This window comes from Actinomadura sp. 3N407 (assembly GCF_052245875.1).
Classification (GTDB): domain Bacteria; phylum Actinomycetota; class Actinomycetes; order Streptosporangiales; family Streptosporangiaceae; genus Spirillospora.
Genome location: NZ_JBQQBP010000008.1, coordinates 1 through 12,504, shown reverse-complemented (window position 1 = coordinate 12,504; position 12,504 = coordinate 1). Strand labels below are relative to the sequence as shown.

At 70.7% G+C, this 12,504-nt stretch carries 9 protein-coding genes; 4 read left to right on the top strand and 5 right to left on the bottom strand.

The window, feature by feature from the left end; genetic code table 11:
- Positions 1–135 precede the first annotated feature (135 nt).
- Positions 136–540 (bottom strand): MerR family transcriptional regulator, encoded by a 405-nt coding sequence (locus ACTWPP_RS20900; protein ID WP_443105993.1) that lies wholly within the window; start codon positions 538–540, stop codon positions 136–138.
- A 322-nt stretch (positions 541–862) separates the two neighbouring features.
- Here ACTWPP_RS20900 and ACTWPP_RS20895 point away from each other — a divergent pair, with 322 nt between their 5' ends.
- Positions 863–2,164: an HD-GYP domain-containing protein gene (locus ACTWPP_RS20895; protein ID WP_443105992.1), complete on the top strand. Its 1,302-nt coding sequence runs from the start codon at positions 863–865 to the stop codon at positions 2,162–2,164.
- On the opposite strand, the gene ACTWPP_RS20890 is transcribed toward ACTWPP_RS20895, so the two are convergent.
- The gene (locus tag ACTWPP_RS20890) at positions 2,064–4,205 is read right to left on the bottom strand and encodes a HelD family protein (RefSeq protein WP_443105991.1); all 2,142 of its coding nucleotides are present in this window, start codon (positions 4,203–4,205) and stop codon (positions 2,064–2,066) included. The genes ACTWPP_RS20895 and ACTWPP_RS20890 overlap by 101 nt on opposite strands.
- Positions 4,206–4,469: 264 nt before the next feature.
- Entirely contained in the window at positions 4,470–5,258 is a 789-nt protein-coding gene (locus ACTWPP_RS20885) for a PP2C family protein-serine/threonine phosphatase (RefSeq protein ID WP_443105990.1), read from the bottom strand.
- A gap of 422 nt (positions 5,259–5,680) precedes the next feature.
- Between ACTWPP_RS20885 and ACTWPP_RS20880 the strand changes: the two genes are divergently transcribed.
- Positions 5,681–6,145, top strand: coding sequence for a MerR family transcriptional regulator (locus ACTWPP_RS20880; RefSeq protein ID WP_443105989.1), 465 nt, complete (start codon positions 5,681–5,683; stop codon positions 6,143–6,145).
- Positions 6,146–6,164: 19 nt separating this feature from the next.
- Here the strand turns inward: ACTWPP_RS20880 and ACTWPP_RS20875 are convergent, their stop codons facing one another.
- Together ACTWPP_RS20875 and ACTWPP_RS20870 are read right to left on the bottom strand one after the other, a co-directional pair.
- Positions 6,165–8,000, bottom strand: a complete 1,836-nt coding sequence (locus ACTWPP_RS20875; RefSeq protein WP_443105988.1) for an ABC transporter ATP-binding protein — start codon at positions 7,998–8,000, stop codon at positions 6,165–6,167.
- Between the two features lie 67 nt (positions 8,001–8,067).
- Complete coding sequence (locus ACTWPP_RS20870) at positions 8,068–9,819, bottom strand: ABC transporter ATP-binding protein (protein WP_443105987.1); 1,752 nt, start codon at positions 9,817–9,819, stop codon at positions 8,068–8,070.
- Between the two features lie 149 nt (positions 9,820–9,968).
- On the opposite strand from ACTWPP_RS20870, the gene ACTWPP_RS20865 reads away from it, so the two are divergent.
- Complete coding sequence (locus ACTWPP_RS20865) at positions 9,969–10,640, top strand: TetR family transcriptional regulator (RefSeq protein ID WP_443105986.1); 672 nt, start codon at positions 9,969–9,971, stop codon at positions 10,638–10,640.
- A gap of 391 nt (positions 10,641–11,031) precedes the next feature.
- On the top strand, positions 11,032–12,504 hold a 1,473-nt coding region (locus ACTWPP_RS20860; protein ID WP_443105985.1), incomplete at its 3' end, for a SulP family inorganic anion transporter.

Genomic DNA, 12,504 nt, shown 5'->3' with positions numbered 1-12,504 from the left:
CAGACGTCGGTCGAGCTCCCGGAGGTCGGGCCACGGCATTGCCACGTGAGGCTCACCTCGCCCTCCCGAGCGGGCTCGGGCGGGGACTCCGGCGCATGTGGCCGGCCCGTGCCTCGCGCCCGACGATCGAGGTCATCACCCTGCTGAGCGGTGTTTGCGTAGTTCTGTGGAGAGTTCGGCGGAGAACTGTTCGGCGTCGGCCAGGCGGGTGCGGATCTTCTCGCAGCGTTCCTCGACCAGGGAGCGGTAGACGGCGAGGCGTTTGGTGAGGTCGTTGCGGGTGGGCTCGCTTGTGTCGGCGGCCTGGAGCCGGTCCAGGATGTCCAGCAGGTCGCGCATCTCTTCGAGGGTGAAGCCGAGCGGTTTCATCCTCTTGACGACCAGGAGGCGGGTGACGTCGTCGTCGGTGTAGAGCCGGAAGCCGCCTTGGGAGCGCGCGGTGGGCAGGGCGAGGCCGACCTCTTCGTAGTGGCGGATGGTGCGCAGGCTCAGGCCGGTCCGATCGGCGACCTCGCCGATCTGCATGTGCCTGCCGTCCATCGGGTTCCTCCTCACGCCACCGGCCCGTCCCGCCGGGGCGGATGATCCATATCGTCGCTCAAGCTTGCCATCTTCGGCCTCGCGGTGAGGCCGCGGTCGCACAGCGTCGTCAGTACCGGTATGCGCCGGTTCGGGTGAGCCGGAGCGTGCGGAGAATCCGATTTAACCATCCCTAATCTTACGAAAGAGTAGGGTGGGAGCGTGCTTTCGCTCGTCGCCGCTGCGGCGTGGAGCTCTCACTTCCCCGCTCCTCGCCCCGGCGGCGATCTTCCTTTGCGGCAGATTCTGCCGGTTGATCCCGTATCGGTTTCCTGGACGGCCCATGTTCGGACTTCCTAATACGGCCAGGGTCTACATCTGTGCCGTGATCGCGTCCGCCGGGGCGCTGGTGGCGTCCCTGTTCTCCGGTGGGTCCTTCGCCGCCATGGACTGGCGGACGCTGGTCGCGCTGGCGGTGCTGTTCGTGGTCTGTGACTCGCTGCCGGCCCGGCTGAACGTCGAGGGGGCGCGGATCTCGCTGGGCTTTGCGGTGAGCCTGGCGTCGGTGGTGCTGCTCGGCCCCGCCGGGGCGGCGCTGGTGGGGGGCGGCGCCATGGCCACCGGGCAGCGCAGCGTCGGCCCGGTCAAGCGGATGTTCAACGGAGCGCAGTTCGCGCTGAGCGGCTTCGCCGCGGGGACGGTGTTCGGCCTGCTGGGCGGTGGCGGGTTCGAGCCCGGTCAGGTCGGCTGGGTCGGGCAGGTCATCGTGCCGTTCCTCGCCGCCCTGGTCACGTTCGTGGTGGCGAATCTCGGGCTGACGGCGGGTGTCCTGCTGCTGGGCGGGCAGGCGGCTGCCCATGAGCTGGCGAGGGCGAGCGGCCCGGTCGCCGCGGGATGTGTCGGGTACGGCATGTTCGGGTTGCTGATCGCGGGTCTGTGGGGGCGGCTCGGCCTGCTGGTGGCGGTGCTGGTGCTGCTGCCGCTGCTGGTGGCGCGGTGGGCGCTGGAACAGGCGTACGCCCAGCAGCGGGCCCATGACGCGACCCTGGCGGCGTTGTGCCAGGCGGTGGAGACCAAGGACCCGTTCACGCGTGGGCACTGCGGGCGGGTCTCCCGTGCCGCGGTGATGGTCGCCCGGCAACTCGGGATGCGGCCGGAGCGCGTCGAGACGCTCCGGTACACGGGGATGCTGCACGATGTCGGCAAGCTCGGCGTCCCCACCAGGATCCTCACCAAGGACGGGCCGCTGAGCGACGAGGAGTACGCCGCCGTCCAGTTGCATCCGATGCGGGGTCTGGAGATCGTCCGGGAGATCGGGTTCCTGGACGAGGCGCTGGCCGGGATCATGCACCATCACGAGAGGATGGACGGCCGCGGCTACCCGCTGGGGCTGGCCGGTGATGAGATTCCCGAGTTCGCCCGGGTGATCGGTGTGGCGGACGCCTTCGACGTCATGACCTCCACGCGTCCCTACCGCAAGGCCCGGCCGGTCGGGGAGGCGGTGCGGGAGTTGCGGCGCTGTTCGGGGACCCAGTTCGATCCGGTCATGGTCGAGGCGTTCCTGCGGGCTCTCGATCTGCATGGCTGGGAGGCCGAAGCAGGGCGGCGGGAAGTGGCCGGGAGTGCAGAACGTGCAGGGATGTGACCGCCCGGGTGAGGGCGACGTAGAGCCGGTGCAGTCCGCGGGGTTCGGCCGCGACGATGTTCGCGGGTTCCACGACCGTGACCGCGTCGAACTCCAGGCCCTTGGCCAGGGCGGCGGGGACGCAGACCAGCCGCGCCGTCCCCAGGGTGTTCTCTTCACCGCCCAGCAGTGCCGGTTCCAGGCCTTCGGTCCGGAGACGCCGGTGGACCGCGGTGATGTCGCCGTCCGCGGCGATGACCCCGACCGAACCGTCGTCCTTGAGCTGTTCCCGGCAGATCAGTGCGAGTGAGTCATGCAGGTCGGCGGGGGCGCGCTCGGTGACGCGGAGCGCTCCCGGGTTCCGGCGGGCCGAGGTCGGCGCGGCGAGACCGGGCGCGATGTCGGGCAGCAGGCGGGCGGCGTAGTCGATGACCTGTGCGGGCACCCGGTACCCGCGGTCGAGGACGGTCACCGTGGCGTCCGGCTTGCCGAGGTGCTCCAGGAGCGTGCGCCAGTCGGCGGTGGCCGCGGGGCTGGTGCCTTGTGCGATGTCGCCGAGGACGGTCAGCGATCCCTGGGAGCAGCGCCGTGCGACGGCGCGGCATTGCATGGGGCTGAGGTCCTGGGCTTCGTCGACCACGATGTGCGCGAGCGTGGTGGGGCGTTCGATGAGGTCGGCGAGTTCGTCCAGGAGTGCGGTGTCGGCGGCCGACCAGCGCGCCGAACGCCAGGACCGGGCGGGCTCGGCCCACAGGAGCAGGCCCTGTTCCTCCGGGGTGAGGTCGCGTCTGGCGGCCTTGGCGAGGAAGGCGGCGTCCGACAGCACCCGGTAGAGGACCTGTTCGGGGGTGACCTTGGGCCACACCTGCGCGAGGAGCTGCTTGACCGGTCTGGAGCCGGCCACGGTGGCGTGTGATCCGCTTTCGCCGCGGCGTTCCATCTGGATCAGCACGGCGTGGGCGAGGCGTTTGGCGGCGCTGGCGCGGCCGGCGTTGTAGCGGGCGGTTCCGCGCAGGGCGGCGATGATCTCGCTGACCTGGTGGTCGGGGAGGCGGTGGCGGTAGGCGCCGCGGGCGTACATCAGCCCTTCGGTGGGCCGGGTGACGTGCAGCCACAGTGCGCGATGCAGGACGGCTGCCATCCGGCCGTCGCCCTTGAGGCGCGCCGCCTCCGGGTCCTCGTCGTCGTGCTGGGCCGGGGTCCGGCCGACCAGTCCCTCGATGGTGGTCTGGACGACGTTGACCTCGCCGAGCGCGGGCAGCACGTTGCGGATGTAGGACAGGAAGGCGGGATTGGGGCCGACGACGGCGACGCCGCCCCGGCCGAGCCGGTCGCGTTCGGTGTAGAGCAGGTAGGCGATGCGGTGCAGGCCGACGGCGGTCTTGCCGGTGCCGGGCGCGCCCTGCACGCACAGGGTGGTGTCCAGCGGGGCCCGGACGAGATCGTCCTGCTCGGGCTGGATGGTGGCGACGATGTCGCGCATCGGCCCGGACCGGGGCCGTTCGATCTCGGCCGCCAGGAAGTCGCCGGCCTGTCCATCGCCGGGTTCGCCGCCGGGGCCGGTGAGCGGCTCGTCCTCGTAGCCGGTGAGTTCCGCGGCGCCGGAGAAGCCGTAGCGGCGCCGCGACAGCACCCCGTGGCGGTCGCCGCGGGTGGCGCGGTAGAACGCCGAGGAGATGGGGGCCCGCCAGTCGATGACCATGGGCCTTCCGGCACCGTCGTGGACGTGCCGCCGACCAAGGTAGAGCCGGTCACCGGACGCCGCGCCGCCCCGATGGTGCGGATCCGCCGCCTGGATCGCTCCCGGTTCGAAGGTGAGGCGCCCGAAGAACAGCGGCACGTCGGGCAGGTCGACCAGGGCGAGGGCGCGCCGCTCGCGGGCCTGGCGCAGGAAGAGCCGCTCGGCGAAGTTGTCGTTGTCCTCGGTCGCGGCCGTCACCTGTGTCTCGGTGGTGACGACGTCCCGGTGCATGCGTCGCAGCGCGGCCAGTGCCTCGGCCAGGTGGGCGCGTTCACGCTTGATCTCCGGGTCGTCGGGGATGCCGCCGGCGGGATCGGTCATGGCTGGGAGGGCCTCATCCTTCAACGGGAGCGGGCGCGGGCGACGGACACGGCCTCGTGATCTGGATGATCCGACGGCGGTCGCCGACCTGATGGCTTCGACCGCACCGATTCGCGTCGCTCGAAATATACCCTCTCGTAAGGGAAGAGTGGTCCATGGCGATGCCCTGCCCTGCGGTGCGGGCCGAAGCGAGAGGTCGGGATCGCTTCCTACGCCGGGCCAGGCTCGTGCGGCACGAGCCGCTGACCGCGCACGACTGGGACGTCAAAGGTGACGTGCGGGATTTGTGACGGCTCCCACGCGGGTCTCCGGCTGCGGCACGTCCTCGGGCGAGCCCGGGACGTCGTGCACGTCGGCGACGACGCAGGTGACGTTGTCGGGTGCGCCTCGCAGGTAGGCCGCGTTGATCAGCTCCTGCACGGCCGCCGCGGGGTCGGCGTGGTCGACGAGGATCCGCAGGAGATCATCCGACGGCACGACCCCTGAGAGGCCGTCCGAACTGAGCAGAAATCTGTCTGCGGGCTCCACTTCATGCATCGACAGGTCCGGCTTCGCGGCGTTGACCGCGTCGAGCGCCTTGGTCAGGACGGAACGGTGCGAGTGCTGGGCCGCTTGCTCGGCCGTGATGTGCCCGTCCTCCACCAGCGTGTGCACCATCGTGTGGTCGACGGTGAGCTGGTGCATCCTTCCCGAGCGCAGCAGGTAGGCGCGCGAGTCCCCGATGTGGGCGAGTGCGATCCGCCTTCGGTCGAGCAGCATCGCGGTGAAGGTCGTCCCCATGTCGGCCAGGGCGGGGGTGCGGCTCACGTTCTCGCGCAGTTGGCGCCGGGCGGCTTCGACGGCCTGTTCCAGGGCGGCCATGGGCGTGGCGTCGAGGGACCGGTCCATGCGGGCCAGGCAGTTGATCGCGATGGAGCCGGCGACGTCGCCTCCGGCGTGACCGCCCATGCCGTCGGCGACCGCCAGCAGGCGGTCGCTCGCGAGCGCGGAGTCCTGGTTCGTCCGCCGCCGCAACCCGACGTCGGATACGGCTGCGTGCCTGAAGGTGAACATCTCGCGCCTTTCCGGCCTGTAAGGGCGTGTGCCCTGTTCGAGAGGCGACAGGATCCGGACTGGACCAGGCCGGCCATTCCCCCATGCGGTCTCGCCAGAGCGCGGACCCTACTCTAACGTCATGGAAGAGTTGTTGCCACTGCCGCCCGCGTCGAACGGGGCGCCGCCCGCACACGGTGGATCCCCGCGTCGGGGGTCCTTGAAGATCAATCGGTGTTCAGGGAGCCGCAGGCTGAACGATGCACGGCCTTGGCGATGACTCGCGGCGGGGTGGATGTCCTCGCGCCACCGCGAGCACGCCCTGCAGGCGGCGGCGCGAGAACCGCGCAAGATCGGCGAGTGTGCCTCCGGCCGACCCCGCACCCAAGGTACTCTAACGTAAGGTTAGATTGGCTGCGAACGGGTCGTCAGGCGGTGGGCGGATGCAGATCGGCGAAGTGGCCGAGCGGACGGGGTTGTCGCTGCGCACGATCCGTTATTACGAGGAAGTCGGGCTGGTGACGCCGTCCGCGCGCACGCGCGGCGGTTTCCGCGTGTACACCGAAGCCGACGCGGGACGCCTCGAACTGGTCAAACGGATGAAGTCGCTGGAGTTCACGCTGGAGGAGACACGGCTGCTCTTCGCGGTGCTGGGCGGCCTCGCCGGAGAACCGGCACCGCGGGAGCGGCGCCGGCTGGTCGACGAGCTGACCACCTGGTGCCGGGAGATCGACTGGCGCTGTGCGCTGCTCCGCGAGCGGTTGCAGATCGCCGAGGGCCTGGCCACCGGTCTTGATCGTGAACTGGCGACCCGGACGGGATCGCCGGACGCGTCCGCGTCTCCGCATGCGTCCGCCATGTCCACCCGGTGGGTCGGTGAGGCCGAGTACGAGACGGGGCCGCGGTGAGCGGCGGGACGGTCTCGCCTCACCCCGTTTCCGGCCGCGGTCGTCCCGGACTCACCGCGGCGGACGGCCCCGCGACCTGGGCGTGGTGCAGGAGGGCGTAGGCGCCGCCTGCGGCAATGAGGTCGTCGTGGGCGCCCTGCTCGACGATGCGGCCGGCGTCCATGACCAGGATGTGGTCGGCGTCCCGGATCGTCGACAGGCGGTGCGCGATGACGAAGGCGGTGCGGCCCCGGCGGAGTGAGGCCATCGCCTGCTGGACGAGCATCTCGGTGCGGGTGTCGACCGAACTCGTCGCCTCGTCCAGGACGAGGATCTCCGGTTCGATCAGGAACGCGCGGGCGATGGTGAGCAGCTGCTTCTCGCCCGCGCTGAGCCCGCCGCCTTCGTCGTCGATGACGGTGTCGTAGCCGCCGGGCAGGGTGCGGATGAAGTGGTCGGCGTGGGCTGCGCGCGCGGCCTCCATGATCTTGTCATGGGACGCGTCGTCACGGCCGTAGGCGATGTTCTCGGCGATGGTGCCCTGCCGGAGCCAGGTGTCCTGGAGGACCATGCCGATGTGGCCGCGCAGCTCGGCGCGGGACATGGCGGAGATGTCGTCGCCGTCCACCGTGATGCGTCCGCCGGTGACGTCGTAGAACCGCATCAGCAGGTTGACGAGGGTGGACTTGCCGGCGCCGGTGGGACCGACGATGGCGACGGTGCGTCCCGGCTCGACGGTGAGGGACAGGTTCTCGATCAGTGGTTCGCCGGGCTTGTAGCGGAAGGACACCCGCTCGAACGACACACGTCCCTCGACGCGGCGTTCGGGACGCGGTGAGCCGGACGGGTCCGGTGTCTCTTCGGGGGCGTCCAGCAGCTCGAAGACCCGCTCGGCGGACGCCACACCGGACTGCACCATGTTCGCCAGCGCCGCCATCTGCGCGATCGGCTGGTTGAACTGCGTCGTGTACTGGATGAACGCCTGGACGTCGCCGATGGACATCGACCCGGAGGCGACCCGCAGGCCGCCGATCACCGCGATCAGCACGTAGTTGAGGTGGCCGACGAAGGTCAGCGCGGGTTCGATGACGCCGGAGACGAACTGGGCCCGCCAGGCGGCGCCGTACAGCTCGTCGTTGTGCTCGGTGAAGGTGCGGACGGCCTCGTCCTGGCGGCCGAAGGTCTTCACCAGCGCGTGGCCGGTGTACATCTCTTCGATGTGGCCGCTCAGCCGTCCGGTGGCGTCCCACTTGCGGACGAACTGCGGCTGCGCGCGTCTGCCGATGCGGGCGGTGGCCAGCGCCGCGACCGGGACGGTGAGCAGGGCGACCAGCGTCAGCAGCGGGGACAGCCACAGCATCATCGCCAGCACGAAGATCGGGGTGAGCAGCGAGTAGATGATCTTGCCGAGTCCGTTCTGCAGGGTCTCGGCGATGTTGTCGATGTCGTTGGTGATGCGCGACAGGATCTCGCCGCGGCTGTGCCCGTCGTAGTGGCTCAGCGGGAGCCGCCCGAGCTTGCCGGCGGCCTGCTCACGCAGCCGGTAGGCCGTGCGGTGGGCGATGACGGCCGCCATCCAGCCGCGGACGCGGTGGATCGCGGCCGTGCCGCCGGCCACGGCGAGGGCCGTCAGCAGGATCCGGCCGACCGCACCGAAGTCGACGGCGCCGCCACCGGTGACGCCGTCGTACACCAGGTCCGTGGCCTGCCCGAGCATCCGCGGGATGGTGACCGACAGGGAGATGCTCGTGACGACCAGGACCAGCGTGAGGGCCAGCAGCCTTCCGTCGGCCCCCATCATCCGCAGCAGCCGCAGCCCGGAACGGCGGAACTCGATCGCCTTCACGCGGGAAGGGTCCTGGTTCGCCGCCTTCACGCGGCCTCCTCGCCTGGTGGCTCGGCCATGCGTGAGCTTCGCTGCCGTGCTCCCTGGTTCGCTTCTCTCACACCGCCTCCCGTTCGGAGGTCTGGGAGAGTGCGATCTCCCGGTAGGTGGCGTTGTCCCGCAACAGTTCGTCGTGGGTCCCGGTGCCGGCGACGCGGCCGTGGTCGAGGATGACGATGCGGTCGGCGCTCGCGATGGTCGAGACCCGCTGGGCGACGGTGACGACGGCCGCGTCGCGGGTCTCGTCCGCGAGCGCGTCCCGCAGGGCGGCGTCGGTGACCTGGTCGAGCGCGGAGAAGGAGTCGTCGAACAGGTAGATCTTCGGCCGGACCAGCAGGGCGCGGGCGATCGCGAGGCGCTGGCGCTGGCCGCCGGAGACGTTGCCGCCGCCCTGCCCGATGGGCGCGTCCAGCTTCCCGGGCATGTCCTCGACGAAGCCGCGCGCCTGCGCGACCTCGAGCGCGTGCCACAGGTCGGCGTCGGTGGCGCCGGGATCGCCGTAGCGCAGGTTGGACGCGACGGTGCCGGAGAACAGGTACGGCTTCTGTGGGACGAGCCCGATCGTGCCGGTCAGCGCGGCCGGGGCGAGGTCGCGTACGTCGGTCCCGTCGATGAGGACGGCGCCGCCGGTGACGTCGAACAGCCGCGGCACCAGGTTGATCAGTGTGGTCTTCCCGCTGCCGGTGGAGCCGATGATCGCGGTGGTCTCGCCGGGACGCGCGCTCAGGCTCACTCCGCGCAGCACGGGTTCCTCCGCACCCGGGTACCGGAACTCCGCGTCGCGGACCTCCAGATGCCCGGCCGGTCGTCTCGCGGGGCGGGCCGTGCGGACGGCCGGTGCGGCTTTCGGAGGTGCGACGCCCGGGACGGTGTCCAGCACCTCGCGGACGCGTTCGGCGCACACCCTGGCCCGTGGCGCCATGATGAACGCGATCGCGGCCATCATCACCGCGCCGAGGATCAGCATCAGGTACTGCAGGAACGCCAGCAGGGAGCCGATCTCCATGTCTCCTCCGGCGACCCGGTGCCCGCCGAACCAGACGACGGCGACGGCGGAGGCTTCGGCGACGATGGTGACCGCCGGCATCATCAGCGACTGGATCCGTCCCAGGCGCAGCGCCACGTCCCGCAGTTCGGTGTTGGCCTCGGCGAACCGCCGCCGCTCGCGGTCGTCCCGGACGAAGGCCCGCACGACGCGGACGCCGCTGATCTGCTCGCGCACCACCCGGTTGACCCGGTCGATGCGCCGCTGCTGGGACGCCGACAGTGGCCCCATCGCCCGCATCAGCAGCACGACGGTCGCCGTGAGCGCGGGCAGCACGACGCACAGCAGCAGCGACAGCGGGGCGTCCTGGCGCAGTGCCAGCACCAGCGCGCCGACGCCCATGAACGGCGCGACCACCACCGTCGTCAACGCCATCAGCACCAGCATCAGGATCTGGTCGACGTCGTTGGTCGTGCGGGTGATCAGCGAGGGCGCGCCGAACCGGCCGACCTCGCGGACCGAGAACGACTGGATCTTCTCGAACACGGCGGCCCGCAGGTCCCGGCCCAGCCCCTCGGCGGTCCGCGCGGCGACGTAGACGGCGGCGCATCCGCCGAGGATCTGCACCAGCGTCAATGCCGTCATGACGGCGCCGACGCGCAGCACATGGCCGGTGTCGCCCTCGACGACCCCGTTGTTGATCAGATCCGCGTTCAGCGTCGGCAGGAAGAGCGAGGCGGTCGTCTGCGCCAGCTGCAGCACCACGGCGAGCGCGATGGAGCCGCGGTACGGACGCAGATGAACGCGCAGAAGCCGGAACAGCACGGAACAACTCCCCGATGGCGAGCGGCCCCGGCGATCGCGCCCGGAGCCATCGTGTCCGATGACATCAAAAGTTGGCACAGAGTGTCAAACGCCTGCGCAAGCAACTTACACGAGGAGGCAGTTGCCCGTGCGGGCTCTAGACTGGGGCGATGGTCACGAACGCCCCGGCAGGACGGGCGCCGCAAGACGACCGCCGGCTGCCCCTGCGCGAACGCAAGAAGCTGCGCACGCGCCGCGCCCTGGTCGACGCGGCCCTCGAACTGTTCACCGACCGGGGGTTCGACGAGACCACGATCGAGGACCTGGTGGACGAGGTGGAGATCTCCCGGCGGACGTTCTTCCGCTACTTCCCGTCCAAGGAGGCGGTGGCCACCGCCGCCGAGGCCGACCTGTGGGACGCCTACATCGCCGAGTTCGCGCGCACCGACCTGCACGGCACCGTGCTGGGGGCGCTGCGCTCCGCGCTCATCGCGGCGATCCTGGGCATGGACGACGGCTGGGACGACCGCATCGTCCGGACCCGGATGCTCATCTCGCACGTCCCCGTCCCGCTGCGGGACGCCAGCACCCTGCTTTCCATCAACGCCCAGGAGCGGCTGGTCGCCGAACTGGAGACCAAACTCGGCGTCGACGGACGCCAGGACATCCGCCTCCGGCTGCTGGGAGAGTTCGCCTTCGGTGCCTACCGGTGCGGCGCCAAGAACTGGGCCGCGGGCCGCGGCGAAGGCGGCGGGCGGGGCAGATGGGGGCGCAACGTCCTCGCCCGCCGGGTGGACGAGGCGTTCGACGCGATCCCCGCGAGCTTGGCGATGACGGTGTGACAGTTGTCTCTACCGGCGCCTGTGACCCTCCACTGGCGCCGATGACTCTTCTGTGACGTTAGAGTAGGAACGCGACGGCAAGCATTGGTGGTTGCGGTCTGCCGTCCGTCGAAGCCCATCGGGCTTCGGTCGTGGTCATGAATTCTCGGGGGAGTCCGTTGCCGTCTCATGGCGACCTTGAAGGCGGCCGGGCCTGGCCGTTCACCGCGGTCCGGCCTATGTGATTCCCCATCGGTGAGCCGGTCGTTGTGACGGTTCACCGGGCCGCGGCCTGACCGCCCGGCGCCCATGCGCCCCATCCCGGGATCGTCGCCGGTTCCCGCCCCGCAAACCCTTGTTCGTGTGCCCGTGCCCGGAACTGGCACGGTCGTTCCGCCATGTCTGGAGTGTTTTGAGTCTGCCTGCCGTACTGGCACACCGGCTGAAGCCGGCGTTGACGCCCGCGCATCCGATCACCGCCAAGCTGCTGCGCACCGAGGTGCTGGCCGGCCTGGTGGTCGCGCTCGCGCTGATCCCCGAGGCGATCTCCTTCTCGATCATCGCCGGGGTGGAGCCGCAGGTCGGGCTGTTCGCCGCGTTCACCATGGCGGTCACGATCGCGGTCGTCGGCGGGCGGCCCGCGATGATCTCGGCGGCGACCGGCGCGGTCGCCCTGGTCGTCGCCCCTCTCGCCCGCGAGTACGGGCTCGGGCACCTGCTGGCCGCGGTGATCCTCGCCGGGATCTTCCAGGTGGTGCTGGGGGCGCTGGGCGTCGCCCGGCTGATGCGGTTCGTGCCGCGCAGCGTGATGGTCGGGTTCGTCAACGCGCTGGCCATCCTGATCTTCATGGCGCAGGTCCCCGAACTGCGGGACGTTCCCTGGCCCGTGTACCCCCTGGCGGCGGCCGGGCTGGCGCTGATGGTGCTGTTCCCGCGCGTCACCAGGGCCGTCCCGGCGCCGCTGGTGTCGATCGTGATCCTCACCGTCATCACGGTCGCCGCGGGCATCGCGGTGCCGACCGTGGGCGACAAGGGCGCGCTGCCGTCCGCCCTGCCCACCCCCGGCCTGCCCGACGTCCCGCCCACCCTGGACACCCTGCGGCTGCTGGCCCCGTACTCGCTGGCGTTCGCGCTGGTCGGGCTGATGGAGTCGCTGATGACCGCCAAGCTCGTCGACGACATCACCGACACCCACTCCGGCAAGACCCGCGAGTCCATCGGGCAGGGCGTCGCCAACGTCGTCACCGGGTTCTTCGGCGGCATGGGCGGCTGCGCGATGATCGGCCAGACCATGATCAACATCAAGAGCGGCGCCCGGACCCGGCTGTCGACGCTGCTGGCCGGGGCGTTCCTGATGGTGCTGTGCATCGGGGTCGGCCCCATCGTCTCCGACATCCCGATGGCCGCCCTGGTCGCGGTCATGGTCCTGGTCGCGGCCGGCACCTTCGACTGGCACTCGATGGCCCCGGCCACGCTCAAGCGCATGCCGCTGGGCGAGACGACCGTCATGCTGGTCACCGTCGCCGTGGTGGTGTTCACCCACAACCTGGCCATCGGCGTGGTCGCCGGCTCGATCACCGCGATGGTGGTGTTCGCCCGCCGCGTCGCGCACCTGGTGAACGTCTGCGCGGTCACCGACCCCGACGGCGGCCAGGTCGTGTACGCGGTCACCGGCGAGCTGTTCTTCGCCTCCAGCAACGACCTGGTCTACCAGTTCGACTACGCCGGCGACCCCGAACGCGTGACCATCGACCTGACCGACGCCCACGTCTGGGACGCCTCCACCGTCGCCGCCCTCGACGCCGTCACCACCAAGTACGAACGGCGCGGCAAGACCGTCGAGATCGTCGGGCTCAACGAGCACAGCGCCCGCATGCACGACACC

Coding starts and splice junctions, on each gene's coding strand:
- ACTWPP_RS20890 (WP_443105991.1), bottom strand. CDS start 4,205: ATGACCGATCCCGCCGGCGGCATCCCCGACGACCCGGAGATCAAGCGT.
- ACTWPP_RS20865 (WP_443105986.1), top strand. CDS start 9,969: ATGGTCACGAACGCCCCGGCAGGACGGGCGCCGCAAGACGACCGCCGG.
- ACTWPP_RS20885 (WP_443105990.1), bottom strand. CDS start 5,258: ATGTTCACCTTCAGGCACGCAGCCGTATCCGACGTCGGGTTGCGGCGG.
- ACTWPP_RS20880 (WP_443105989.1), top strand. CDS start 5,681: ATGCAGATCGGCGAAGTGGCCGAGCGGACGGGGTTGTCGCTGCGCACG.
- ACTWPP_RS20900 (WP_443105993.1), bottom strand. CDS start 540: ATGGACGGCAGGCACATGCAGATCGGCGAGGTCGCCGATCGGACCGGC.
- ACTWPP_RS20895 (WP_443105992.1), top strand. CDS start 863: ATGTTCGGACTTCCTAATACGGCCAGGGTCTACATCTGTGCCGTGATC.